The organism is Pseudomonas sp. SK3(2021) (assembly GCF_016772375.1).
Taxonomy (GTDB): domain Bacteria; phylum Pseudomonadota; class Gammaproteobacteria; order Pseudomonadales; family Pseudomonadaceae; genus Aquipseudomonas; species Aquipseudomonas chlororaphis_I.
Genome location: NZ_CP061943.1, coordinates 5210434 through 5235505, shown reverse-complemented (window position 1 = coordinate 5235505; position 25072 = coordinate 5210434). Strand labels below are relative to the sequence as shown.

Sequence of the window (25072 nt, the reverse complement as noted above, 5' to 3'; positions counted from 1 at the left end):
GCCTGGTGGCGGTGGATGACCGTCTGATGCTAGCAGTGTCGGAGGGGCGAACGACATCATTAACTGTCCCGCGTGACGTGCGCCGTTACCCTTGAAGCGCAAGAAGGCTGGCCGCGGCCGGTGCCAAGCGCCTAGACTTTGCCGGTCTTTTGCTCAGGAACAGCCCGTGACTTCCATCTTCTGGTACGACTACGAAACCACCGGCATCAACCCGCGCTGCGACCGGCCGTTGCAGGTGGCAGGGATTCGCACCGATTTCGAGCTCAACGAGATCGGCGAACCGGTCAATCTCTATTGTCAGCCCAGCGACGACATCCTGCCCCATCCGGCGGCCTGCATGATCACGGGTATTACCCCGGGCCGGCTGGCCGAGCAGGGGCTGTGCGAAGCCGATTTCATGACCCGGGTGTACGCCCAGCTGGCGGCGCCGGGCACCTGTGGCGCCGGCTATAACACGCTGCGCTTCGACGACGAGATGACCCGCTACAGCCTGTACCGGAATTTCTTCGACCCTTACGCCCGCGAGTGGCAAGGCGGCAACAGCCGCTGGGACCTGATCGATGTGGTGCGTACCGCCTATGCCTTGCGCCCGGAAGGGATCGTCTGGCCACGGGACGAGGAAGGGCGGGTGACCCTGAAGCTGGAGCGCCTGACCGCCGCCAATGGTATCGATCATGGGCATGCCCACGAAGCCCTGTCCGATGTGCGCGCCACCATTGCCTTGGCCAAGTTGATTCGCGACAAGCAGCCGAAGTTGTATGAATGGCTGTTCCAGCTGCGCAGCAAACAGAAAGTCATGGACCAGATCCGCCTGCTGCAACCGCTGGTGCATATTTCCGGACGCTTTTCCGCGGCGCGCAGTTATGTCGGCGTGGTCCTGCCGCTGGCCTGGCACCCGCGCAATCGCAACGCCCTGATTGTCTGCGACCTGCACCTGGACCCGCAGGGATTGCTCGACCTGGACGCCGAGACGTTGCGCCAGCGCTTGTATACCCGCCGCGAAGACCTGGCCGAAGGTGAGTTGCCGGTGCCGTTGAAGCTGATCCATATCAACCGCTGTCCGGTCGTCGCGCCGCTGAATGTATTGCGGGGCGAGGACCAGCAGCGTTTGCAACTGGACATGGCGGAATATAAGGCCCGGGCGCTGCGGCTAAGTGACGCACAAGAAGTTTGGCGGGATAAACTTGCGGCTATTTATGGCCGCGAGGATTTTGCCCCCAGCCTCGATCCCGAGCAGCAGTTGTACGACGGTTTTATCGGTGATCGCGACCGGCGCTTATGCGAACAAGTGCGCAATGCCGAGCCGCTTCATTTAGGGCAAGAGCAATGGCCGTTCGATGATGAACGTTTGCCGGAATTATTATTTCGTTATCGCGCCCGTAACTTTCCTGAAACCTTGAACGGGGAGGAGCAAGAGCGCTGGAAAACATTCTGTCAGCAGCGCCTGTGCGACCCGCAGTGGGGGGCGCCGAATACCCTGGAAAGTTTCAATCGGGCGGCTGCCGAACTACTGGCGAGCGCTACATCGATTCAGCGTCAGGTGCTGGATGAGTGGCAGGATTACAGCCGGTCGCTGGCGCTGCGTTTCGGCCTTTGATTGTTCGGCTTAGAACATTTCGGGTATGTGCCGGAAACAAAAAAACGCCAGCAAGCTGGCGTTTTTCATAAGGTCGCAAATCCCTCTGTGACGGGCGTAGGGCTTAACCCAGCAGGGTTGCCCAGCCTTCGACCACGTCGCCGCCCCACTTGGCTTTCCACTCTTTCAGGGTCTTGTGGTTGCCACCCTTGGTTTCGATGACTTCGCCGTTGTGTGGGTTCTTGTATTGTTTGACCTTGCGCGCGCGCTTGGTGCCGGTAGTTTTGGCGGCAACACGTGGCGCCTTAACTTTCGAGTCCGGATCCAGCAACGCGATGATGTCGCGCAGGGACTTGGAGTATTCACCCATCAGGGCGCGCAGTTTGCCTTCGAATTCCAGCTCGGCTTGCAGTTTGTCGTCTTGCGACAGGTTCTTCAAACGGGCTTGCAGCTCTTTGATAGCTTCTTCTGTGGCGCGGTATTCGTTGATCAGGGACATGAGAATTGCCTTATGTTGAGTGCTGAGTGGCAGGTGACAGTGGTGTAATAATAGTCAGACAGTTTCCCCAAGTAAACAATAAAGCCGGCTTTTATTTAATTTGATTAGAGTGTTTAGCAAAGAAGCTGAGTGATGAGTTAAATGTTGTGAACGAGTCCGCAGGAATATTTCCCAAAGAGTTATAGGACTATTTTCAAGTGTCACTGTTTTCCCGCTCGCATCGGGTATGAGCCTTGCAGGCGGCTCGGAGGAATCGGATTCCGACATCACGAATACTGCAGTTTTGTCGCGCAATCGCTAGAATGGCGGCCTTTGCGAAGTTCTGGAGTTTCCCCCTCATGCGCACTTTTCGGTTGGTGATTTCTTGCCCGGACCGCGTTGGCATCGTTGCCAAAGTCAGTAACTTTCTGGCGTCCCACAACGGCTGGATCACTGAAGCCAGTCACCACTCGGATAACCTGAGTGGCTGGTTCTTCATGCGTCACGAAATACGTGCCGACTCTTTGCCGTTCGGCCTTGAAGCCTTTCGTGAAGCCTTTGCGCCGATTGCCGAAGAGTTCTCGATGGACTGGCGCATCACCGATACCGCGCAGAAGAAGCGCGTGGTGTTGATGGCCAGCCGCGAGTCCCATTGCCTGGCGGACCTGCTGCACCGCTGGCACAGCGACGAACTCGACTGCGAAATCTCCTGTGTGATTTCCAACCACGACGACTTGCGCAGCATGGTCGAGTGGCATGGCATTCCTTATTACCACGTGCCGGTCAACCCACAGGACAAGGAGCCAGCGTTCGCCGAGGTCTCGCGCCTGGTCAAGCAGCACGACGCCGAAGTGGTGGTACTGGCGCGCTACATGCAAATCCTGCCGCCGGAGCTGTGCAGCGAATACGCGCACAAGGTGATCAACATCCACCACAGCTTCCTGCCGTCCTTCGTCGGCGCCAAGCCTTACCACCAGGCTTCCCTGCGTGGTGTGAAACTCATCGGCGCGACCTGCCACTACGTGACCGAGGAGTTGGACGCCGGCCCGATCATCGAGCAGGACGTGGTCCGTGTCAGCCACAGCGACAGCATCGAAGACATGGTGCGTTTCGGTCGTGACGTCGAGAAGATGGTCCTGGCCCGCGGCCTGCGCTACCACCTGGAAGACCGCGTGCTGGTGCACGGCAACAAGACTGTAGTGTTCTGATCGAGAGTGCTCTGATCAAAAAATGCTCTGATCGAATCCGCCGGGCCCGGGCATCCAAGCTCCAGGCCCGGCGATTTTTCATGAGGATCGGCCGATGAGTGATCCACTGGATAAAGCCACATCCAAGGCACCCGCCACCCTCGGCGAGGGCTGCCTGAGCCGCTACGACCCGGACGACATGAGCGCCGAGGACGGTACCGAGTTTCCTGGCGCCGCCGAGTTGTGGCAGCAGTTGCAGCAGGATGCCCCGGATACGGAACCGCCTAAGCCTGCTTGAGCTTCATCAGGGTGCGCAGCAAGGGGCGCCCGACCATCAGCAGGAATACCGGCCCGCCAGCGAGCAGATAGAAATAGTAGGTCACGGCCCGCCAGATCAGGATGGCCGCGGCCGCCGTCGATTTTCCCACCATGGGCGCCAGCAGCGCCGCCGATGTCAGCTCCGCCGCTCCCGCGCCGCCAGGCAGCAGGCTGAATTGTCCTGCGCTCAGGGCGAGCATCTGGATCAGAAAGGTCCAGGCCCATTGCAGGTCCACCCCCAGCCCGCGCAACGCCAGGTACAGCACGCTGTAGCGCAGTGCCCAATGCATGCACGTCAGGGCAAAGACCCCCGTCAGCGTCTGCCAGGGCAGTTTCAGGCTATCGCCGAAGGCCTTGAGGAAATGCAGCCATTTACGCGCCCGATGTCGACGGGTAACAGGGCGAATCTTGAAAGGCGCAAGCAAATGGCCACTGAGCAGGATCAGGCGACGGTGATAGCGGGCTATCGCCAGGCAGATGCATAACCCGCCGAACAGCGAAAGGCTGCTGAGGACCAGCAGCCATTCCATGCGCTGGCTGAGGTTCTGGAACAGCGCGTAGAACAGGATCCCGAGCAGCGCGCAGAGGAAGAACAGCAGGTCGCTCAGTTGATCCATGGCAAACACCGCGCTGCCGCGCGCCGGCCGCACGCCGTGGCGCGCCAGCAGGGCCATCAAGGTCAGGGGGCCGCCACTGCCGCCGGGCGTGGCGCAGATGGCGAACTCGGTGGACATCACCACCGCGAGGCTCTTCCAGCGTCCCAGCTGACCGCGGTGTCGGCCCAGCAGCAGGCTCAGGCGCAGCGAATTGATGACCCAGCACAGCAGGATCATGCTCAGCATGCCCAGCAGCAACGGCAAGGAAAAACGCTGGACTCGCCACCACAGTTCGCCACCGCCCAGCAGCAGCGGCACCAGGATCGCCGCCAGCAAGGCCATGGCCAGCCAGATCGCCCGGCTCATGGGGTACCGCGCGCCTTTGGCGGCTGGGTGTCGAGCCAGTCGGCCTTGGTCAGCGGATTTCGTCCTTGTTCCAGCAGGCGCTCGAGGGTGTCCAGCCAGTACTGGCGTGAGTCGGGGTGACGCATGTCCACCGGGTGCAGGCCGAGGCGAATCACGGGTGCCTGTTGCCAGCGTCGTTCACGTTGCAGGCTGACGAGCCGGGAGGCCTTTCGGCGCCAGGCGCTGCGGGCGCTCCACACCAGCCCAGGGGCGGCGATCGACGAGAAGTCCGGCAGCCGGTACAGATGCTGCGGGCCGCTGGTGTAGCGCAGGGGCAACTGGCGCAGGGCCTGGCGCGTGCCCGTGCTCATCAGCCAGGCGGGGGCGACGAACCCTTGCAGGGGCCAGTTATAGCGCTGGAACAGTTCCAGGCCGGCATGCAGGCGTGCCAGGGCAGCGTTTTCCGAGAGACTGTAGAACTCACCCTCATGGGTGTACACGCGGTGCATGAACCAGTCATACGGGGTGCATGGTGGCGGAGCGTCGTCGCAATGGAAGTAACCGTGCAGCACCAATTCGTCGCCCCGTTCCAGGCGAGCGCCGAGCAGCCGGCGAAAACCAGGATGAGCGTCGAGTGGGTTGCGCCGGTGAAAATCCGGTACCACCAGCCAGGTCATCGGCACGTTGCCCATGGCATCGACGGCTTCGACGAAGGGTTGGTAGTCGATCCAGGTTTGTGGCGCGACATCGTGCAACACCAGCAGCACGCTGGGCACGCCGACGGACTCAACCATGGGCCAGCATCGGCTGCTGGGTGCCGAGCACGGCGCGATAGTGTTCCAGCAGGCTGGCGACCACCGTATCCCAGGCGTAATGACGTTCGACATGGCGGCGCGCCCGTTGGCCTCGCTCGGCGCAGCCTTGGGCGAACAGCTCTTGCACGGTATGGTCCATCGCCAGCGGATTGTTCGGCGCACAGAGCAAGCCGGCTTCCGCGGTGACGATTTCCTGAAAGGCCCCGGCGGCCACCGCGACCACGGGAATGCCGCTGGCCATGGCTTCCAGGATCACCAGGCCAAAGGTTTCCTGGTCCCCGGCATGGACCAGGGCGTCGGCGCTGGCCATCAGGCGGGCGACCTGAGGGGCCGGGCAGAACTCGTCGATTACCGTGACATTCTCCGGCACCGCGGTCGGCATGGCCGAGCCCACCAGCAACAGGTGGTAGCGCTTGCCCAGGCGCTGCATGCAGTTGAGCAGCACCGGCAGGTTCTTTTCCTTGGAGCCGCGACCGGCAAAGATCAGCAGGCGGCGGTCTTCGGCAATCCCCAGTGCGGCGCGCAGGCCAGGGTCGCGGTGACTCGGGTGGAAGGTCTGCAGGTCCACGCCCAGCGGTTGCACATAGACATTGCGTACGCCCAGGCCGATCAGTTTGTCGGCCATGACCTGGCTAGGGGCCAGGACCCGATCGAAATTGCCGTACAGCTTGCGCACGTAGGCCTCGACATTCGGGGTGAGCCAGGGGCCCATGCGGTTGCTGACCAGCAGCGGCAGGTCCGAGTGATAAAAGCCGATCACCGGTACATCCAACTGGCGCCGGGCATCCAGGGCCGCCCAGGCGGTGAGGTAGGGGTCGCCGACTTCGATCAGGTCCGGTTGCAGGTCATGGAGCACATTGCGCCAGGGGCCCAGGCGCAGGGGAAAACGGTAGCCCTTGCCAAAGGGCAGGGCGGGAGCGGGGACTTTATAGATGCCGTCGCGTTCGCCGAAATGGGCCCCGGGGATCAGCAAACTGTGGCGGATTCCTGGTTGGCGTCCCAGGCGACGATGCTTGGCGTCCAGATAGGTGCGCACGCCACCGCTGGCAGGGGCGTAGAACATGGTTATGTCAGCGATATGCACGATGATCATCCCTCCGATCCGTTGTTCTCCCTAGGGTTGACCCTTATCAAGGATAGATGTTCGGTCGGGATGCCGTGGTGGCTGGCGAAGCGCCTGGATGAACGGTTTGCTACGGATACAGGAGCGATTGTCGCCGCTCCGGTGCCTGGGTTTTACCCAGGCACCGGGTGGCTGAAGGGATCAGATGCGGAAGCTGCCGACCAATTGCTTCAGGCGTGCGGCCTGCTGCTCCAGGTCGGAACAGGCACGCAGGGTCGATTGCAGGTTTTCCACCCCTTCCTGGTTCAGGGTGTTGATCTCGGTGATGTCCATGTTGATCGACTCCACCACCGACGTCTGTTCCTCGGTCGCGGTGGCGACCGACTGGTTCATGCCGTCGATCTCGCCGATGCGCTGGGTCACGCTGTTCAGGCGCTGGCCGGCCTGGTTGGCGATCTCCACGCTGTCCTGGCTGTGGCGCTGGCTGTTGCTCATGGTGCTGACCGACTCGCGGGCCCCGACCTGCAGTTCCTCGATCATGGTCTGCACCTGTTGCGCCGATTCCTGGGTGCGATGGGCCAGGTTGCGCACTTCATCGGCCACCACGGCAAAACCGCGCCCGGCCTCACCCGCCCGCGCCGCTTCGATGGCCGCGTTGAGGGCCAGCAGGTTGGTCTGCTGGGAAATGCTGGTGATGACTTCGAGGATCTGCCCGATGTTCACGGTCTTGCTGTTGAGGGTTTCGATGTTGCTGCTGGAGGCGCTGATCATGTCCGACAGCTGGTTCATCGCCAGGATGCTGCGGTCCACCACCTGCTGGCCGTCCTCGGCCAGGCTGCGCGCGTCGCTGGCCTGTTGCGAGGCCTGGGCGGCGTTGCGGGCGATTTCCTGGGCGGCGGCGCCGAGCTGATTGATCGCCGCGGCCACGCTGTTGGTGCGGCTGGCTTGCTCATCGGAGTTGAGCATCGACGAATTGGAGGCGCTGACCACCCGCAGGGCGACTTCGTTGACGTGCTCGGTGGCCGACGAGACTTCGCGGATCGAACCGTGGATGCGCTCCACGAAACGGTTGAACGCAGTGCCGAGGATGCCGAATTCATCCTGGTTCTGGACGGCCAGGCGACGGGTCAGGTCGCCTTCGCCGTCGGCGATGTCCTGCATGGCGCGAGTCATGATGTGCAGGGGCTGCATCAGCACCCGGATCAGCATGCCCAGCAGGGCGATGATGATAGCCACGGCGATGACGGTGGCAACGATGGCGGAGGCGCGGAACTCGCTGAGCATCGAGAATGCCTTGTCCTTGTCCACGGACAGGCCGATGTACCAGTTCACCGAAGGCAGGCCCTTGATCGGGGCGAAGGTGACGATGCGGGTCTTGCCCTCGACTTCGATTTCGCTGAAATCGCCACTGATGCGTGGGGTGTTCTGCGGATAGGCCTCGCTCAGGCTCTTCATCACCAGCGCCTTGTCCGGGTGTACCAGGATCTTGCCGTCGGCGCTGACCAGGAAGGCATAGCCCATGCCGTCGAAATCCAGGGCATTGAGGGTTTCGACCAGGGTCTGCAGGCTCAGGTCGCCGCCCACCACGCCGATGCTCTGCCCGGCGTTACGCGAGGCGGTGGCGACGGAAATGATCAACTGGCCGGTGGCGGCATCTATATAGGGTTCGGTGAGGGTCGAGCCGCTGCTGCTTTCGGCGCCCTTGTACCAGGGGCGAACGCGTGGGTCGAAACCGTCGGGCATCTTTGCATCCGGGCGGATGGTGAAGCTACCGCTGGCATCGCCCAGGTAGGAGGCCATGAAAGTCGAGGTCAGGGCCTTCTGTTCGAGCAGGCTGGCGACCTTGCTCGATTGCGGGTCGATCGCCAGGTTCTGTGCCAGGTTTTCGATCAGCAAGATGCGCCCGGTGAGCCAGGTCTGGATGTTGCTCGCGGTTACATCGCCCATTTCATGCAGGTAATTGTCCAGGTCTTCGCGGATCGCGTTGCGCTGTAAGTAGTCGTTGTACAGCGTGAAGGAAGCGAAGGCGGCAATCACGATGAGGGCGGCGGCAAGCAGGATTTTATGGCTGAAGCGCAGGTTTTTGTTCATGGCTTGTGGTGTCCGCTAGGTCTTAATGTCACGAGCGTGCTCTTATAAAAGCGCGCAAAATGGGCGGGGTTGAAAGTAAGTTGATATTTCCACCTCTCCTTGGGGAATTATCTGGCCTATTTTTCAGTCTTTTCTGATCTATCGGCCGGTCAAGGCTAAAGATTAACCATGGGTGACAAAATGCCGGATTCATCGCAACTCGTTATCGGTGCCGATCTCGCGGGGCAACCGATTGCCCAGGCCATGCGCCTGGCAAATCGTCACGGGCTGGTGGCAGGCGCTACCGGGACAGGGAAAACCGTCACCTTGCAACGACTGGCGGAAGCCTTCAGCGATGCCGGTGTCGCGGTGTTCGCCGCGGACATCAAGGGTGACCTGTGTGGCCTGGGCGCCGCAGGCAATCCCCAGGGCAAGGTTGCCGAACGTATTACCGGGATGTCGTGGCTGAACCACAAGCCCCAGGCTTATCCGGTCACGCTGTGGGACATTCACGGGCAGTCCGGCCACCCGCTCCGGACCACCCTGAGTGAAATGGGGCCGCTGCTGCTGGGCAGCCTGCTGGAACTGACCGACAGCCAGCAATCGGCGTTGTATGCGGCATTCAAGGTGGCTGACCGCGAAGGCCTGTTGCTGCTCGACCTGAAAGACCTCAAGGCGTTGCTCAACCACCTCAAGGACAATCCGCAACTGCTGGGGGATGACGCGGCGCTGATGACCACCGGCTCCAGCCAGGCCTTGTTGCGGCGCCTGGCCACCCTGGAGCAGCAGGGCGCCGAAGCCCTGTTCGGCGAGCCGGCCCTGCAACTGGAAGACATCCTGCAGCCGGCCAGTGACGGGCGCGGGCGGATTCATCTGCTCGACGCCAGCCGCCTGGTGCACGAGGCGCCCAAGGTCTATGCAACCTTCCTGTTGTGGCTGCTGGCCGAGCTGTTCGAGCAACTGCCGGAGCGCGGTGATGCGGAAAAGCCGCTGCTGGCGCTGTTTTTCGACGAGGCCCACCTATTGTTCGCCGGCACGCCCAAGGCGTTGCAGGACCGACTGGAACAGGTGGTGCGACTGATCCGCTCCAAAGGCGTGGGCGTGTACTTCGTCACCCAGTCGCCAGGCGACTTGCCGGACGACGTGCTGGCGCAACTGGGGCTGCGTGTCCAGCACGGCTTGCGGGCATTCACCGCCAAGGAACAGAAGTCCTTGCGCGCCGTGGCGGACGGCTTCCGGCCGAACCCGGCGTTCGATGCCCTGTCGGTGCTCACCGAACTGGGAATTGGCGAGGCGCTGGTCGGTACCTTGCAGGAAAAAGGTACGCCGGAGATGGTCCAGCGCGTACTGGTGGCACCGCCGCAGTCGCGTATCGGGCCGTTGACCGAGACCGAGCGTGCGGCACTGATCAACAGTTCGCCATTGGTCGGCCGTTATGACAAACCGATCGACCGCGAGTCGGCCTATGAAGTGCTGATGGGACGCAAGGGGCTGGCACCGGAGGCCGAGGCTGCGTCGGGCAAACCGGCCGCCGAGGAGCCGAGCTTTACCGATCGGGCCGGCGAGTTCCTCGGTACCGCCGCCGGTCAGGCCCTGAAGTCCGCCATGCGCCAGGCCGCCAATCAGTTGGGGCGGCAGTTGGTGCGCGGGCTGATGGGGTCTCTGTTGGGTGGCAGCAAGCGCCGCTGATCGGTGGCTGGCCAGTTACGCCCGTGGTTTGGCGTGGCTGGCCAGGCGCTCCAGGGCGGCGCGCAGGTTGGGATCGGTGATGCCGTCGGCAGTGGCCTGAATGGTCTCGGCGGCGTTGCTCGACAGGTCCATGGTATGTCCGGCCGCACCGCGTTGCACGGTGGGAGGCTGCACTTTGAACAGAATCCGCGTCAGATTGTTGAACTCATTGAATTCCAAAAGCTGGCGTTGCAGGCGTTTTTGCTGATAACGCAGGCGCGTTGCCCAATGGCCGTCGGTGACGATCAGCAGCAGGCTGCCTTCGCGCCAGGAGGCAACGTGGCAGTGCTCGCGCGCGGCCGGTTGCAGCTGGCTTTCCAGCAGGCGCTGCAGATGCGCCAGGCGCTGGGCGTGGCCGAGTATGGCTTTGAGAGGCTTGGCTTCGCGAAGGAGTACGGCGGGTGCTCTGGCCGTAAGAGGGCGAAATGCCATGATCAGACACCTGAAGTTACAGAGCCGCCATGGTAGCAGAAAGCGCTGGCCTGGCCTCGCTCATCGCTGTGGTGAGGCTTTATCCATTAAATCAATGGTTAACTTCGTACTCGTCCGGGTTGAAACTGGCGCAAAAGACCTTATTGTACGTAAGCCCCGTCACAGCGCTGTACCAGCATCGTGGAATAACGCCACTTTCCTCACCATCGTTTCCGGGTAGAATACTCGTTCGCATGCGGCCATGAGGGCTGCACGGGCGACTCACGGGGCCGCCCTCCATCCCTATGTGTGGAAGATCCTGCCGATATGTTTGCGCCTTTGTTAAAGAAACTTTTTGGAAGCAAGAACGAGCGTGAAGTCAAACGCATGCTCAAGACGGTACAGATCGTCAATGCCTTCGAAGAGCAAATGGTGGCCCTTTCGGACGATCAGTTGCGCGCCAAGACTGCAGAGTTCAAGGCCCGCATAGCCAAAGGTGAATCCCTCGACAAACTGCTTCCCGAAGCCTTTGCGGTCGCCCGCGAAGCCGGCAAGCGGGTCATGGGAATGCGCCACTTCGACGTACAGTTGATCGGCGGCATGACCTTGCATGAAGGCAAGATCGCCGAAATGCGTACCGGTGAAGGCAAGACCCTGGTGGCAACACTGGGCGTTTACCTCAATGCGCTGTCCGGCAAGGGCGTGCACGTGGTCACGGTGAACGACTATCTGGCCCGCCGCGACGCCAACTGGATGCGCCCGCTCTATGAATTCCTCGGCCTGACGGTCGGCGTGGTCACGCCGTTCCAGCCGCCGGAAGAGAAGCGCGCTGCCTACGCCGCCGACATCACCTACGGCACCAACAACGAATTCGGTTTCGACTACCTGCGCGACAACATGGCTTTCAGCATGGAAGACAAGTTCCAGCGCGAGCTCAATTTTGCCGTGATCGACGAAGTCGACTCGATCCTGATCGACGAGGCCCGTACCCCGCTGATCATCTCCGGCCAGGCCGAAGACAGCTCCAAGCTCTACACCGAGATCAACAAGCTGATCCCGCGCCTTGAACAGCACATCGAGGAAGTGGAAGGCGAGGTCACCAAGGCCGGTCATTTCACCGTCGACGAGAAGACCCGCCAGGTCGAGCTCAACGAAGCCGGTCACCAGTTCATCGAAGAGATGCTGACCCAGGTCGGCCTGCTGGCGGAAGGCGAGAGCCTGTACTCGGCGCACAACCTGGGCCTGCTGACCCACGTCTATGCCGGTCTGCGCGCGCACAAGCTGTTCAACCGCAACGTCGAGTACATCGTCCAGGATGGCCAGGTGGTCCTGGTGGACGAGCACACCGGTCGTACCATGCCGGGCCGCCGTCTGTCCGAGGGCCTGCACCAGGCCATCGAAGCCAAGGAAAACCTCAACATTCAGGCCGAGAGCCAGACCCTGGCGTCGACCACCTTCCAGAACTACTTCCGTCTGTACACCAAGTTGTCCGGCATGACCGGTACCGCGGACACCGAAGCCTTCGAGTTCCATCAGATCTACGGCCTGCAGGTGGTGGTCATCCCGCCGAACAAGCCGCTGGCTCGTAAAGACTACAACGACCTGGTGTTCCTGACCGCGGAGGAGAAGTACGCCGCGATCATCAACGACATCAAGGAGTGCATGACCCAGGGCCGTCCGGTTCTGGTGGGCACCGCGACCATCGAAACTTCCGAGCACATGTCCAACCTGCTCCAGAAGGAAGGCATCGAGCACAAGGTCCTGAACGCCAAGTTCCACGAAAAAGAAGCGGAAATCATTGCCCAGGCTGGCCGTCCGGGCGCCCTGACTATCGCCACCAACATGGCCGGTCGCGGTACCGACATCCTGTTGGGTGGTAACTGGGAAGTCGAAGTCGCCTCCCTGGAAAACCCGACCCCTGAGCAGATTGCCCAGATCAAGGCCGACTGGCAGAAGCGTCACCAGCAGGTGCTGGAGTCTGGCGGTCTGCAGGTGATCGCGTCCGAGCGTCACGAATCGCGCCGTATCGACAACCAGCTGCGTGGCCGTGCCGGTCGTCAGGGCGACGCCGGTTCCAGCCGTTTCTACCTGTCCCTGGAAGACAGCCTGATGCGCATCTTCGCCTCCGACCGGGTGAAGAACTTCATGAAGGCCCTGGGGATGCAGTCCGGCGAAGCGATCGAGCACCGCATGGTGACCAACGCGATCGAAAAGGCCCAGCGCAAGGTAGAGGGCCGCAACTTCGACATTCGCAAGCAACTGCTCGAGTTCGACGACGTCAACAACGAACAGCGTAAAGTGATCTATCACATGCGTAACACGTTGCTGGCCGCGGACAACATCGGCGAGACCATCTCCGACTTCCGCCAGGACGTGCTCAACGCTACCGTCAGCGCGCATATCCCTCCACAATCGCTGCCTGAGCAGTGGGACGTGGCCGGTCTGGAAGCTGCGTTGCAGAGCGACTTCGGTGTGACCTTGCCGATCCAGCAATGGCTCGACGAAGACGATCACCTGTACGAGGAAACCCTGCGCGAGAAGCTGCTGAACGAGCTGGTGGCGGCGTACAACGAGAAAGAAGACCAGGCCGGTGCCGAAGCACTGCGCACCTTCGAGAAGCAAATCGTCCTGCGCGTCCTGGACGACCTGTGGAAAGACCACCTGTCGACCATGGATCACCTGCGTCATGGTATTCACCTGCGTGGTTATGCGCAGAAGAACCCGAAACAGGAATACAAGCGCGAGTCCTTCACCCTGTTCTCCGAGCTGCTGGACTCCATCAAGCGCGACTCGATCCGTGTGCTGTCGCACGTTCAGGTCCGCCGCGAGGATCCGATCGAGGAAGAGGCGCGCCTGCGCCAGGAAGCCGAGGCGCTGGCTCAGCGCATGCAGTTCGAGCACGCCCAAGCCCCGGGCCTGGAACAGCCGGAAGCGCTGGAAGAAGGCGTCGATGTCGACGTGGCCCTGGCCTCGGCTCCGGTGCGCAACGAGCAGAAACTGGGCCGCAACGAACTGTGCTACTGCGGTTCGGGCAAGAAGTACAAACACTGTCACGGCCAGATCAACTAAGATTTTCGCCAGACACTGAAATACCCGCGCCGCGACCGGCATCAGCCGTCGCGGCGTTTTTCCATTCGCCGCACTGCCTTTCGCGATGGCAGTGCGCACATCACGTTAAAGAGGAGCGCATTCATGGCTGTTGGTCTTGGTCCTTTGCCAACGTTGCACCCGGTTGCCGGTTTTGAACTCGGTATCGCTTCGGCGGGCATCAAGCGCCCGGGGCGCAAGGATGTTGTGGTCATGCGCTGCGCCGAGGGCTCTACGGTGGCCGGCGTGTTCACCTTGAACGCGTTCTGCGCCGCCCCGGTGATCCTGGCCAAGCAGCGCGTGCAAGGCCCTGTGCGTTACCTGCTGACCAACACCGGCAACGCCAACGCCGGTACCGGTGAGCCAGGCCTGGCCGCCGCCACTCGCACCTGCGCCAAGCTGGCCGAGCTGGCGGGCGTCGATGCCAGCGCCGTACTGCCGTATTCCACCGGGGTCATCGGCGAGCCGCTGCCGGTCGAGAAGATCGAAGGCGCATTGCAGGCCGCACTGGATGACCTGTCCGTGGACAACTGGGCCGCCGCCGCTACCGGTATCATGACCACCGACACCCTGCCCAAAGGGGCCAGCCGCCAGTTCCAGCACGATGGCGTGACCATCACCGTCACCGGTATCAGCAAGGGCGCGGGCATGATTCGTCCGAACATGGCGACCATGCTCGGCTACATCGCCACTGATGCCAAAGTGTCCCGTGAAGTGCTGCAGAACCTGCTGCTGGACGGCGCCAACAAGTCGTTCAACCGCATCACCATCGACGGCGATACCTCCACCAACGACTGCTGCATGCTGATTGCCACCGGCCAGGCAGCCCTGCCGGAAATCACCGAAGCCAGTGGTCCGCTGTTCGCCGCGTTGAAGCAGGCGGTATTCGAAGTGTGCATGGAAGTGGCCCAGGCCATCGTGCGTGACGGCGAAGGCGCGACCAAATTCGTGACAGTCGAAGTCAACGGCGGCGGCAATCACCAGGAGTGCCTGGATGTCGGCTACACCGTGGCCCACTCGCCACTGATCAAGACCGCGTTGTTCGCTTCCGACCCGAACTGGGGGCGTATCCTGGCCGCTGTCGGTCGTGCCGGCGTGCCGGACCTGGATGTGAGCAAGATCGACGTTTTCCTCGGCGAAGTCTGTATCGCCAGCCGTGGCGCGCGTGCCGCCAGCTACACCGAAGCCCAGGGCGCGGCGGTGATGCAGCAGGAGGAAATCACCATCCGCATCGAGCTGGGGCGCGGTGATTGCAGCGAAACCATCTGGACCACCGACCTGTCCCACGAGTACGTGAAAATCAACGCGGAATACCGTACCTGATACACCGCTACTCGCTTCTACATGGACGCGACGCATCACGTGTAGGAGCGAGCCTGCTCGCGATGGAGGCCCCGGCCTCCATCTCCTCTGAAAGGTGCCCGACATGAATCTTCACCTGATCATCGGCGACAAACTCTATTCCTCCTGGTCGCTGCGCGCTGCCCTGGCGCTTGAGCTGGCCGGCGCGACTTACACCGAAGAACTGATCAAGCTGAACCAGCCCGATACCCGAGAGCGGATTCTCAAGTATTCGCCGACCGGCAAAGTCCCGTTGCTGAAGACCGAGCACGGCACCATCGCCGACTCCCTGGCGATCGCCGAATACCTGGTCGAGCGTTTCCCCGAAGCCGAGCTCTGGCCGCGGGATGTGGCCGCCCGGGCCCAGGCCCGCTCCGCCTGCGCGCAGATGCACAGCGGTTTCTTCGGCCTGCGCGGCAACCTGCCGTTCGACCTGAGCCGCGATGCCGCGCTGTCGCCCATGCCGCCCGAAGCCCAGGCCGACATCGAGCGGATGCTGGCCTTGTGGGCCGAGTGTCGCGCGGCCGCAACCGAGCCAGGACCTTTCCTGTTTGGCCGGGTCAGCCTGGCGGACGCCTTTTTTGCGCCGATCGCCGTGCGCCTGCGTACCTATCGGGTGGCGCTGCCGGCTGTCGATGCAGCCTATGTTGAAACGATCTATCAATGGCCAGCCTTCAAGGCCTGGCAGAAAGCCGGTTTAGAGGAAGCAGCGCGGTGAAACGAGTACATGTGGCGGCGGCCGTTATCCGTGATGCCGACGGCAGGATCCTGATTGCCCGGCGTGCCGATACCCAGCATCAGGGCGGCCTCTGGGAATTTCCCGGTGGCAAGGTCGAAGCGGACGAGGCAGTGGAAGCGGCGCTGACCCGTGAACTGCAGGAGGAGTTGGGCATTCTGGTGTCCCAGGCGCGGCCATTGATCAAGGTGCAGCATGACTACCCGGACAAGCAGGTGTTGCTGGATGTCTGGGAGGTTTGCGCGTTTACCGGCGAGCCCCATGGTGCCGAGGGGCAGCCTTTGGCCTGGGTCACGGCCCGCGATCTGGAGAACTACGAGTTCCCGGCGGCCAACCAGCCGATCGTGGCGGCAGCGCGCTTGCCGAGCGAGTACCTGATCACCCCGGAAGGCCTGGAAACACCGGCGCTGTTGCGGGGCATGCAGAAGGCCATTGCCGGTGGCAGCAGGTTGATCCAGCTACGTGCGCCCAATGGCTACGACCCGCAATACCGTGACTTGGCGGTGGATGCGGTGGGCCTGTGCGCGGGCAAGGCGCAATTGATGCTCAAGGGACCGTTCGAATGGTTGGGGGATTTCCCCTCGGCGGGCTGGCATATCACCTCGGCGCAGCTGCGCAAATACGCCAGTGCCGGGCGTCCCTTTGGCAAGGAGCGCTGGCTGGCGGCGTCCTGTCATGACGCGCAAGAGCTGTCCTTGGCGCAGCAGATGGATGTGGACTTCGTGACGCTGTCGCCGGTCCAGCCGACCCAGACCCACCCTGATGCGCAGCCGCTGGGCTGGGAGCAGGCCGCCCGATTGATCAGCGGTTTCAACAAGCCGGTGTACCTGCTGGGCGGCGTCGGTCCGGACCAGCGCGAACAGGCCTGGCAGGCCGGGGCGCAAGGGGTGGCGGGGATTCGCGCGTTCTGGCCTTGAGGCCAGTCAGCGGCCAGTTCGCTCCTGCATAAGCTGCAGGAGCGGGCTTGCTGGCGATCAGAGGGGGGAAAGGCACCCGCTATTCGGCTTTCGCCGCCGCTTGCCAGAGAATCTCGGCAATCCCTTGGCGCTTGGCAATCAGGCGCGCCGCCACGAACAGCAAGTCGGACAGGCGATTGATGTAGGCCAGGCCGACCCCCTCCAGCGGTTCCACGGCATTCAGGTGCTGGCAGCGTCGCTCGGCACTGCGCGCCAGGCTGCGACAGACATGGGCCTGGGCGATCAAGGCCGAACCACCCGGCAAAATGAAATTTTCCAGCGGCCCCAACTCTTCGTTCCAGGTATCGATGGCCGCTTCCAGGCGTTCGACTTCCGTGGCATTCAGTGCCTGATACACCGGCATGGCCAACTCGCCACCCAGGTCGAAGAGGCGATGCTGGCAAGGCGCCAGGACATCGATCAATTCCTGCAAGCCCGGATGCTCGGTGCGCTGTTCAACCAGCCCGGCCAGGAGCAGGCCCAGCTGGCTGTTCAGTGTATCGACTTCGCCGATGGCCTCGACCCGCGGATGGTCCTTGGGAACCCGGCGCCCGTCACCCAGCCCGGTTTCGCCTTTGTCGCCGGTGCGGGTGTAAATCTTCGACAAGCGAAAGCCCATGCTTACCTCTCCAGTGGGGGATGTTCCAGTGGTGGTGGCTGACTGCCCGCCAGTGGCAAACGCAAGGTGAAGCACGTGCCCTGGCCCTGCGTCGACTGCACTTCCATCTGGCCTTTGTGATTGTTGGTGATGATGAAGTACGAAACCGACAGCCCAAGGCCAGTGCCCTGGCCGATTTCCTTGGTGGTGAAGAACGGCTCGAAGGTCCGCTTGCGCACGTTTTCGCTCATGCCGATGCCGTTGTCCTCGACCTGGATTTCCGCCCAGGGCGGGTTCAGCCGGGTGCGCAGGATAATGCGCCCCGGTTCGCTGTCGTCTACTCGCTGGTGAATGGCCTGGGCGGCGTTTTTCAGCAGATTGAGCAGGACCTGTTCCAGTTCGTTGGCGGTACCGGGCACCGGTCCCAGTTGCGGATCGAACTGGCGAATGATGGCCTGGCCCTTGAAGTCGAAGCCTATGGCCAGGTCGAAGTCGTTGCCGGCAATCTCCACGGCCTGGTCGATCAGTGCCGGCAGGTCGCAAGGCGCCATCTGGCGGTTGCTGCGCCGGCTGAAGCTGAGCATGTGGGTCACGATCTTTGCCGCCCGGGCGCCGGCCTGCTGGATGCCGTCAAGCAGTTGCGGCACTTCGCGGCTCTGCAGGTAACGATTGACGGTTTCCAGTTCGATGCCCAACTGCTCGGCATGCTCCAGGTTCTTCGGCAGCTCGGGGGACAGGCGCCGGCGGATGTTCTGCACGTTGTGCAGGATCGCTCCCAGCGGGTTGTTGATTTCGTGGGCCATACCAGCGGCCAGGCCACCCACGGAGAGCATTTTTTCCGACTGCACCATCATTTCTTCCAGGGACAGGCGCTGGGTGATGTCGTCGATCCGGATCACCACGCCGCGCCCGGCACCGCCCATCAGCGGATAGAACGTGAGGGCGTAGTGCCGGGCTTCGTCGTCCTTGACCCAGGTGACCCGCTCGACCTTGGTGACCGTATGCTGCTCCACGGTTTCCTTGAGTTGCGGCAGGAACGGCTTGAGCGGCTCGAAGGCGAGGAAGATCGGCTGATTCAGCGCTTCGTCCAGGCGCGTGCCGGAGAGGGCGCTGGCCTCCTGGTTCCATTGGGTGACATAGAGCTGCTCGTCCAGGGCGATAAGGGCCGAGGGCATCGAGTCGATGATGCTGTTGAGGTAGTTCTGAAAGCCGGTGAGTTTCTTTTCGATCTTGCTGCGCACCTGGACTTCCAGTTCCAGCTTGCGGTTGGTGTGGCGGGTTTCTTCGGCCAGGCCCTGGGCCTGGTCATAGGCCGCCTGGGAGTCGTCGCGGGCGCGCTTGAGTTGCTGTTCTCGCGCCTCGATGCGCGACAACATGGTGTTGAAGGCCTCTGCCAGGCTGCCGATTTCATCATGGTTGCCGCGGGCGGCGCGCAGGGAATAGTTCTCTTCGCGGGTCACTTGCCGGGACAATTCTTCCAATTGATGAATGGGTTGGGTGATCAGTCGTTTGATCTGCCGGGCGATAATCAACCACAACAGCACACTGAAGATCAGGATGCCCAGGCTGGCGGTCAGGGTGCCGGTGTAGAAGGCCATCGGCAGTTCACTGCTGGCCACCAGCAACAGATGGCCGGGGGGCTGACCGGCGCGGGGCAGGGCAATGACCTGGTTGCTGCGAAACTCGGTCAGTTGCCAGGCTTCGATATGCCGATAGCGCTCCGGCAGGTTCAGGCGTTCGCCATGTTGCAGCTGGGCCAGGCGTGCGCCCTTGCTGTCATAGATCGCTGCGGCGCGCAGGGGCGAGTAGCTGTTGAGTTCGTTGAGCAGCTTCTCGGCGTTTTGTGGCGAGTCCAGCGCCTGCGCGGCGAGGGTCGGGTTGGACACCAGCCGGCCAATGGTCTGCAAGGCTTGCGGTGCCATGCTTTCCTGGGAGATCCAGTAGGCGGCGCTGATAAAGGTCAGGTTGGCGACCAGCAGTACGGTAATCAGCAGGACGAGCAGGGCGGCCAGCAGTTTTTGGCCGACCGGCAGGTTTTCAAGGCGCTGGCGCAATGGCATCGGGGACGTCGCTAGAGAGGAACACGTGGGCAGCGTAGCCGCTGCTCAGTCGCTGGGCAATCCGCGCTGTTGCAGGTGTTCCACCAATAGCCGGTGCACGCGGCTGAGGTTGGGCAGGTGCAGCAGGTGCCTGGCGGCAACGTCGCAGGCATGCCCCAGTAAATAGCTGATTTCGGTTCTGCGCCGGCTGGCGACGTCCTGGTACATGGAGGAGTAGTTGGCGGCGGTCGCCTGGATCACCCGCTCCACTTCCTGCTGCAGGTTCTCGGCCGCGGCGGGCTGGCCACAACGTTCCAGCAGTTCGCTCAGCTCGACGCACAGCATCGCCACTTCGCAATGATGCTGCAGCAGGCCGCCGTTGCGGCAGTCATGCAGGACCGTCAGGGGATTGATCGCGCAGTTGAGCGCCAGCTTGCGCCAGAGGCGGGTCAGGATATCCGCGCTCCATTCGTGGGGGATGCCGCTGGCGCTCAGGTCGTCGAGCCAGAAGGGCGCGGTGGGGTGGTTGGCGTCTCCCAGCCAGGTGTAGCCATGCCCGGCGAACACCACGCGCCAGTCGCCATCGCGAAAGGCGCCTTCGGTGCTCGAGGCACAAATGCAGCGGGCTTGTGGTACCTGGGCGGCCACGGCGTCCTGGCTGCCCAGGCCGTTCTGCAGCAGGACCAGTTCAGCGTCGGGCGTCAGGCGCGAGACCAGCTGGCCGACGGCCTGTTGCGCGTCATAGGCCTTGCAGGCCACCAGCAGGCGGACAATGGGTTCCGGGCTGTCGACGGTTTCACCGGGAATGGCATGGAAACTGGCCTGCCCTTGTTCCACCAGCGTCAGGCCGCCCACGGCCTGGTAGGCCTGCAGGCGAGCCTGGTCGCGCAGGATCAGGCGTACCGGCAAGCCGGCCCGGGCCAGGCGCGTCGCCCACAGGGTGCCGAGGCTACCCGCGCCCAGAATGTGCCAGGTAGTCGACATCAGCGTGGTGCTCGGTTTGGCAGGCGCATGCGAGGCTCGCAGTGAAGGAGGGGAAAGACCCGTTATAATGAGCCCGGATTTTAACCGCAAACCGGGCGTGCTCCATCTTTATCGAGCGGCGCCCCTTTTTTATTGGAGAAATTACATGCCGTCGTTTGACGTGGTATCCGAACTGGACAAACACGAAGTCACCAACGCCGTGGAAAACGCCGTCAAGGAGCTGGACCGTCGCTATGACTTGAAGGGCAAGGGCAGCTTCGAGTTCAAGGAAAAGGAACTGACCGTCAACCTGACCGCTGAAGCCGAATTCCAGCTGGAAGCGATGATCGAGATCCTCAAGCTGGCCCTGGTCAAGCGCAAGATCGATGTGCAGTGCCTTGAGGTCAAGGACGCTTACGCTTCGGGCAAGGTGATGAAGCAGGAAGCCACCCTCAAGGAGGGGATCGACAAAGAGTTGGCGAAAAAGATCGTTGCCCACATCAAGGACGCCAAGCTGAAGGTCCAGGCTGCCATCCAGGGCGAGCAGGTACGGGTGACCGGCAAGAAACGCGACGATCTGCAGGAAGCCATCGCCGCCCTGCGCGCGAAAGAGTTCGGCATGCCGCTGCAGTTCAACAACTTCCGCGACTGATCGGTTTTTCGGGAATCTCGCCAGTTTATTGGCGTCCGAGGCCCGAGTAATGGGCAGAAACGATTGAGCCTTTATAGAGCTGCTCGTTCTGCCCTTGTTTTTTTGTGTGCCCGATCGCCGGGAATCAGGAGAGATAGATGGATTTGAATGCTGAAGTGGACAACCTGGTCAAGGCTTCCCAAGCCTGGATTCCGATGATCATGGAGTACGGCAGTCGGGTACTGCTGGCCGTCATCACGCTGGCCATCGGCTGGTGGCTGATCAACAGCTTGACGCAAAAAGTCGGCAAGCTGCTGGCGTTGCGTAATGCCGACCAGGCCCTGCAGGGTTTTATCAGCAGCCTGGCGAACGTCATTCTCAAGGTGCTGCTGATTGTCAGCGTGGCCTCGATGATCGGTGTCGAAACCACTTCGTTCGTTGCCGCGATCGGCGCAGCGGGCCTGGCCATCGGCCTGGCCTTGCAAGGCAGCCTGGCCAACTTCGCCGGTGGCGTGCTGATCCTGCTGTTCCGCCCTTTCCGCATCGGTGACGTGATCGAAGCCCAGGGCATCAGCGGTACGGTCGACAGCATCCAGATCTTCCATACGGTGCTGCGTACCGGTGACAACAAGACCGTCATCGTGCCCAACGGCAACCTGTCCAACGGCATCATCACCAACCACAACCGCCAATTGACCCGCAAGGTGATCTTCGATGTCGGCGTGGACTACGAGGCCGACCTGCAAAAGGCCCGTGAGGTCCTGCTGGACCTGGCCAAGGACGAGCGTGTGCTGGCCGATCCGGAACCGGTGGCGGTGGTTTCCATGCTGGGGGACAGCGCCATCACCCTTTCGCTGCGTGTCTGGGTGAAGACTGCTGACTACTGGGACGTGATGTTCCGCTTCAACGAGTTGTCCCGTGATCGATTGAAGGAAGCGGGTATCGATATTCCGTTTCCACAGCGAGTGATTCGCGTGGTTCAGGAAGCGGCTGTTTGAGTTAGTAGCGGGGATGTGGGTTAAAAGTCTGATCGAGTGGTCAGGCTTTTAACGCGGTACTCGCTGGAGAATGTTTGAAACATGGTTGTAACAATAAACTGTCGATAACCGGAGCTTCAGCGAGTCGCCAACCCCAACAAAAAGGCCCATCGAATGATGGGCCTTTTTTATTGCTTGCTAAGTAACCGCTATTACAGGATCGACAATGGGTAGTCGACGATCAGGCGGAACTCTTTGATGTCGCCTTCACCTTGGTCGCTGTTAGCGAAGTGCCAAGCTTGACGAACGCGGAAGGAGAGATCTTTTGCCGGGCCAGACTGAACAACGTACTTGGCTTCGAAGTTGGTCTCGTTGTGTTTGCCATCGGCACCGTACAGTGGAGCACCGGTGTCTTTATTACGGTACATGCTGTTGGCAGCCAGGCCGGTGCCATCGATATCCCAGCCTTTGACATAGCGGGTCATGAAGCTCAGACCAGGAATGCCGTACTCAGCCATCTTCAGATCGTAACGGATCTGTGCGGACTTCTCGTTCGGGCCGTTGAAGTCAGAGTACTGGATGGAGTTGGCGAGGAAGATCGAGTCGCCGCCGCGGTTGTTCTTGCCCACGCCGATGTAGTCGAACGGGGTATCGCCGTTGACCTTCTGGAAGGCGACGGTGATGGTATGCGCTTTCAGGAACGAGTAAGCGGCTGCCAGGGAGAACGTGGTGTTGCTGATGTCACCAGCCTTGGCGCTGCCGGAGTCAGTGGTGCGGTAAATGTTACCGTCCAGGTTCAGCGACTGATCGCCACCCATCGGGATGGTGTAGTTCAGGTTGGCGTAGTACTGGTTCCAGATATCTTCCAGCTTGGAGCCGTACAGCGATGCGCTCAGGTTGTCGGTGATGCCGTATTTACCGCCGAAATAGTCGATGGTGTTGGCTTCCACGCCAGCGTAGTTGGCGTACAGGCCACCATCACGGGCATTTCGGTCCTGGCTGGTGGCCGAATAGAAGTGACCGGCTTCCAGATCAAGGTTTTTGATCTCACTGCTCTGCAGTTGGAAACCGCTGGCAGTTTGAGGAAGGATACGGGAACCGCCGACCGCGAACACCGGGGAGGTGCTTGGCTGCATATCGCCGGCTTTCAACTCGGTTTTGGATACGCGGAATTTGACGGCCGCGCCTGCTTTGCCCTGGCTATCGTTGACGTCGCCATCGGAGTCGCGGCTCATGTTGCCGGTACCGCCAGTGCCGTCGCCGCCGTCCAGTTTGATCGCCAGATAACCGAACGCATCGACACCGACGCCTACGGTACCTTGGGTGTAACCGGAGCTGAAGTTGCCCCAGATGCCCTGGGTCCAGTCTTTTTGATCGTTGCTGTGGTCTTTGTTGTCACGGTTGAAGTAATAGTTACGCAACAGTACGTCGAATTTTGCGTCTTCAACAAAGCCCTTGGCTTCAGACTGGTCACTTACGAAAGGTGCGGCCGTAGCCACTTGAGTACTGGCGGCTGCTGCAACTGCCAGTGCGATCATGCTCCACTTCATCACGCGCATCGTGATTTGCTCCTTTGGTTTTTAGAAGAGTACTGCCGTCCCACCTGTTTTATTATCTGGGCGGCTCTTTCTTTTTGTGTCGGCGCAAACTTATATCACGCCGACAATGTTGGCGATACTTACGTATCAGTCCTTTCAGCTTCTTTACGACCCTGTCGCAAAATGCTCGATCAATGTCGCAAATCCGCAGTCCGCACGTATCCGGACTGACAACTTCAGCGCTGTTTTCGAAGGCTTGAACCTGGAACAAAAGGAACTTTGGTCAAGCAGTCAAATCTCCATGGGGCAGCCTTGCCACTATTGTTATTAGTCTCAGGAGAAGCCTTTTTCCGATGGCTTCTCCTGGGACAATGTGGGTGTGAATGCAACAAGCGTGCACAAAACGCAAAGGCACCGAGTTTTTTTCGGCGATAGCCCTTCAGGCTGTAAAAACCGCATAAAACAGTGGTTTTAAGGTCGTTTTGTTTGGGCTTGACGCTCCCTGTCCTCCTGGTGTTGCTCCCTGAAAAAAACGCATGACATTCCAAAACGTTACCGGTTCACCCTGCTGAGTGAGTAGATAGCGGATGGTCAACGCACTGAGCGTAGACGCACTGTGAGTTTTTGGTGCAAAAGTTTCTTGATGCAGCTCACTTATCATCCGGCATCGGGCACTGGAAGAATGCGCAGGGAAGGGGCTCTTTTGCGGTTTTTTCCTTATTTTTTATGAGCTTTGTTCTGTCGTGGTGCAGCCCGCTGGAAAATGTTCCAGGCCGGGGCGCTCCGACGCGTGGCATTGAGGATGAATGTCAAGGCGGGATCTGCGCAGCAGAGCGATGAACGGAAGAGCTTTCGCGGGTATGCTGCCGTTCTGTCGCTTGGCGGGCAGCCGGTCATGGCGTTCGCTAAGCTGAAACTTGATGAGCTGAGCGGGAGTGCGCGCGGTGTTCGCTTTAGATCCACGACTTCAACAAGACACATTGCCCATTGGGGATTTCCCCCTTTGCCGGCTGCTGCTGTCCAACGATTCCAATTACCCATGGTTCATCCTGGTACCGCGCCGGGAAGATATCAGCGAGTTGTTTCAATTGGATGACGCGGACCAGCAGCAACTATGGCGAGAAACCACGGCCCTGGCGGAGTTGCTTAAAGACTCGTTCGATGCGGACAAGTTGAATGTGGCGACTCTGGGTAATGTCGTCAGCCAGTTGCACATGCACGTTATCGTTCGCAAGCGCGACGACGCGGCCTGGCCTGCTCCGGTATGGGGCAAGCTGCCTGCCAAGCCCTACGACGCCGAACAGGTGGACGCGATTCGTGAGCGGTTACGACTGGTCCTGACCGATGATTTCAAGTTTCTGGAGGGCTGAATCATGAGCCTGGAAGAACGGGTAACCGATCTGGAAAGCCGGCTGGCTTTTCAGGATGACACCATTCAAGCCCTGAACGACGTGCTGGTAGGGCAGCAGCGGGAGGTCGAGCGCCTGCAGTTGCAGATAGCTGCCTTGCTCAAGCGTCAGGAGGAAATGGTGGGGCAGTTCGAGTCATTCGAAGAAGAGGCTCCACCGCCACATTACTGAGCGCCGGACGGTCTGCCGTCCAGGCAATAAAAAACCGCG

General features: G+C 61.2%; 22 protein-coding genes and 1 pseudogene. 12 read left to right on the top strand and 11 right to left on the bottom strand.

The features are described from left to right. Nucleotides 1-166 precede the first annotated feature (166 nt). The gene (sbcB, locus tag IF690_RS23005; RefSeq protein ID WP_202697508.1) at nucleotides 167-1597 is read left to right on the top strand and encodes an exodeoxyribonuclease I; all 1431 of its coding nucleotides are present in this window, start codon (nucleotides 167-169) and stop codon (nucleotides 1595-1597) included. A gap of 103 nt (nucleotides 1598-1700) precedes the next feature. Here the strand turns inward: sbcB and mvaT are convergent, their stop codons facing one another. Then, entirely contained in the window at nucleotides 1701-2075 is a 375-nt protein-coding gene (gene mvaT / locus IF690_RS23000) for a histone-like nucleoid-structuring protein MvaT (protein WP_007931174.1), read from the bottom strand. A 338-nt stretch (nucleotides 2076-2413) separates the two neighbouring features. Here mvaT and purU point away from each other — a divergent pair, with 338 nt between their 5' ends. Both purU and IF690_RS22990 read left to right on the top strand, forming a co-directional pair. Further along, on the top strand, nucleotides 2414-3262 hold the full coding sequence (gene purU / locus IF690_RS22995) for a formyltetrahydrofolate deformylase (protein ID WP_202697507.1): 849 nt from the start codon (nucleotides 2414-2416) through the stop codon (nucleotides 3260-3262). 94 nt (nucleotides 3263-3356) lie between these two features. Continuing rightward, on the top strand, nucleotides 3357-3539 hold the full coding sequence (locus IF690_RS22990; RefSeq protein WP_007931171.1) for a hypothetical protein: 183 nt from the start codon (nucleotides 3357-3359) through the stop codon (nucleotides 3537-3539). Here the strand turns inward: IF690_RS22990 and gpgF are convergent. The 5 genes and pseudogenes from gpgF to IF690_RS29370 form a co-directional block, all read right to left on the bottom strand. Continuing rightward, nucleotides 3526-4521 (bottom strand): glucosaminyl phosphatidylglycerol flippase, encoded by a 996-nt coding sequence (gpgF, locus tag IF690_RS22985; RefSeq protein WP_202697506.1) that lies wholly within the window; start codon nucleotides 4519-4521, stop codon nucleotides 3526-3528. The genes IF690_RS22990 and gpgF overlap by 14 nt on opposite strands. Beyond that, on the bottom strand, nucleotides 4518-5294 hold the full coding sequence (gene gpgD, locus IF690_RS22980; protein ID WP_202697505.1) for an N-acetylglucosaminyl phosphatidylglycerol deacetylase: 777 nt from the start codon (nucleotides 5292-5294) through the stop codon (nucleotides 4518-4520). Before gpgD ends, gpgF begins: the two co-directional genes overlap by 4 nt. Then, complete coding sequence (gpgS, locus tag IF690_RS22975) at nucleotides 5287-6408, bottom strand: N-acetylglucosaminyl phosphatidylglycerol synthase (RefSeq protein WP_202697504.1); 1122 nt, start codon at nucleotides 6406-6408, stop codon at nucleotides 5287-5289. The genes gpgD and gpgS overlap by 8 nt, the downstream gene beginning before the upstream one ends. A 171-nt stretch (nucleotides 6409-6579) precedes the next feature. Next, nucleotides 6580-7344, bottom strand: coding sequence for a methyl-accepting chemotaxis protein (locus IF690_RS29375; RefSeq protein WP_502710190.1), 765 nt, complete (start codon nucleotides 7342-7344; stop codon nucleotides 6580-6582). Nucleotides 7345-7437: 93 nt separating this feature from the next. After that, nucleotides 7438-8469 (bottom strand): annotated as a pseudogene (locus IF690_RS29370) (HAMP domain-containing protein); the annotation flags it as partial. 180 nt (nucleotides 8470-8649) lie between these two features. Between IF690_RS29370 and IF690_RS22965 the strand changes: the two are divergent. Further along, nucleotides 8650-10137 (top strand): helicase HerA-like domain-containing protein, encoded by a 1488-nt coding sequence (locus IF690_RS22965; protein ID WP_202701686.1) that lies wholly within the window; start codon nucleotides 8650-8652, stop codon nucleotides 10135-10137. Between the two features lie 15 nt (nucleotides 10138-10152). On the opposite strand, the gene IF690_RS22960 is transcribed toward IF690_RS22965, so the two are convergent. Next, nucleotides 10153-10608 (bottom strand): DUF721 domain-containing protein, encoded by a 456-nt coding sequence (locus IF690_RS22960; protein ID WP_007931160.1) that lies wholly within the window; start codon nucleotides 10606-10608, stop codon nucleotides 10153-10155. 306 nt (nucleotides 10609-10914) lie between these two features. Between IF690_RS22960 and secA the strand changes: the two genes are divergently transcribed. From secA to IF690_RS22940, 4 genes are all read left to right on the top strand, one after another. After that, the gene (secA, locus tag IF690_RS22955; protein WP_202697502.1) at nucleotides 10915-13656 is read left to right on the top strand and encodes a preprotein translocase subunit SecA; all 2742 of its coding nucleotides are present in this window, start codon (nucleotides 10915-10917) and stop codon (nucleotides 13654-13656) included. A 123-nt stretch (nucleotides 13657-13779) separates the two neighbouring features. Further along, nucleotides 13780-14997, top strand: a complete 1218-nt coding sequence (gene argJ / locus IF690_RS22950) for a bifunctional glutamate N-acetyltransferase/amino-acid acetyltransferase ArgJ (RefSeq protein ID WP_202697501.1) — start codon at nucleotides 13780-13782, stop codon at nucleotides 14995-14997. A 103-nt stretch (nucleotides 14998-15100) separates the two neighbouring features. After that, complete coding sequence (locus tag IF690_RS22945) at nucleotides 15101-15733, top strand: glutathione S-transferase (RefSeq protein ID WP_202697500.1); 633 nt, start codon at nucleotides 15101-15103, stop codon at nucleotides 15731-15733. Next, the gene (locus IF690_RS22940) at nucleotides 15730-16668 is read left to right on the top strand and encodes a Nudix family hydrolase (RefSeq protein WP_202697499.1); all 939 of its coding nucleotides are present in this window, start codon (nucleotides 15730-15732) and stop codon (nucleotides 16666-16668) included. Before IF690_RS22945 ends, IF690_RS22940 begins: the two co-directional genes overlap by 4 nt. A 79-nt stretch (nucleotides 16669-16747) precedes the next feature. Here the strand turns inward: IF690_RS22940 and IF690_RS22935 are convergent, their stop codons facing one another. Genes IF690_RS22935 through IF690_RS22925 form a run of 3 tightly spaced genes read right to left on the bottom strand, consistent with a single transcriptional unit; the run spans nucleotide 16748 to nucleotide 20328 of the window. After that, the gene (locus IF690_RS22935) at nucleotides 16748-17326 is read right to left on the bottom strand and encodes a cob(I)yrinic acid a,c-diamide adenosyltransferase (protein WP_202697498.1); all 579 of its coding nucleotides are present in this window, start codon (nucleotides 17324-17326) and stop codon (nucleotides 16748-16750) included. A gap of 2 nt (nucleotides 17327-17328) precedes the next feature. After that, nucleotides 17329-19365, bottom strand: a complete 2037-nt coding sequence (locus IF690_RS22930) for a sensor histidine kinase (RefSeq protein WP_202697497.1) — start codon at nucleotides 19363-19365, stop codon at nucleotides 17329-17331. A 45-nt stretch (nucleotides 19366-19410) separates the two neighbouring features. Continuing rightward, nucleotides 19411-20328, bottom strand: a complete 918-nt coding sequence (locus IF690_RS22925; protein WP_202697496.1) for a putative 2-dehydropantoate 2-reductase — start codon at nucleotides 20326-20328, stop codon at nucleotides 19411-19413. Nucleotides 20329-20473: 145 nt separating this feature from the next. Here IF690_RS22925 and IF690_RS22920 point away from each other — a divergent pair, with 145 nt between their 5' ends. After that, entirely contained in the window at nucleotides 20474-20959 is a 486-nt protein-coding gene (locus tag IF690_RS22920; RefSeq protein WP_007931144.1) for a YajQ family cyclic di-GMP-binding protein, read from the top strand. Nucleotides 20960-21096: 137 nt separating this feature from the next. Continuing rightward, entirely contained in the window at nucleotides 21097-21936 is an 840-nt protein-coding gene (locus tag IF690_RS22915) for a mechanosensitive ion channel family protein (protein WP_202697495.1), read from the top strand. Between the two features lie 191 nt (nucleotides 21937-22127). Here the strand turns inward: IF690_RS22915 and IF690_RS22910 are convergent, their stop codons facing one another. Further along, nucleotides 22128-23474 carry an OprD family porin gene (locus IF690_RS22910; RefSeq protein WP_202697494.1) on the bottom strand — a complete coding sequence of 449 codons (1347 nt, stop codon included), beginning with the start codon at nucleotides 23472-23474 and terminating at the stop codon, nucleotides 22128-22130. Nucleotides 23475-24397: 923 nt separating this feature from the next. On the opposite strand from IF690_RS22910, the gene IF690_RS22905 reads away from it, so the two are divergent. Continuing rightward, complete coding sequence (locus IF690_RS22905; protein WP_202701684.1) at nucleotides 24398-24823, top strand: HIT family protein; 426 nt, start codon at nucleotides 24398-24400, stop codon at nucleotides 24821-24823. Nucleotides 24824-24826: 3 nt separating this feature from the next. Continuing rightward, nucleotides 24827-25033, top strand: coding sequence for a SlyX family protein (locus IF690_RS22900; RefSeq protein WP_202697493.1), 207 nt, complete (start codon nucleotides 24827-24829; stop codon nucleotides 25031-25033). Nucleotides 25034-25072 lie beyond the last annotated feature (39 nt).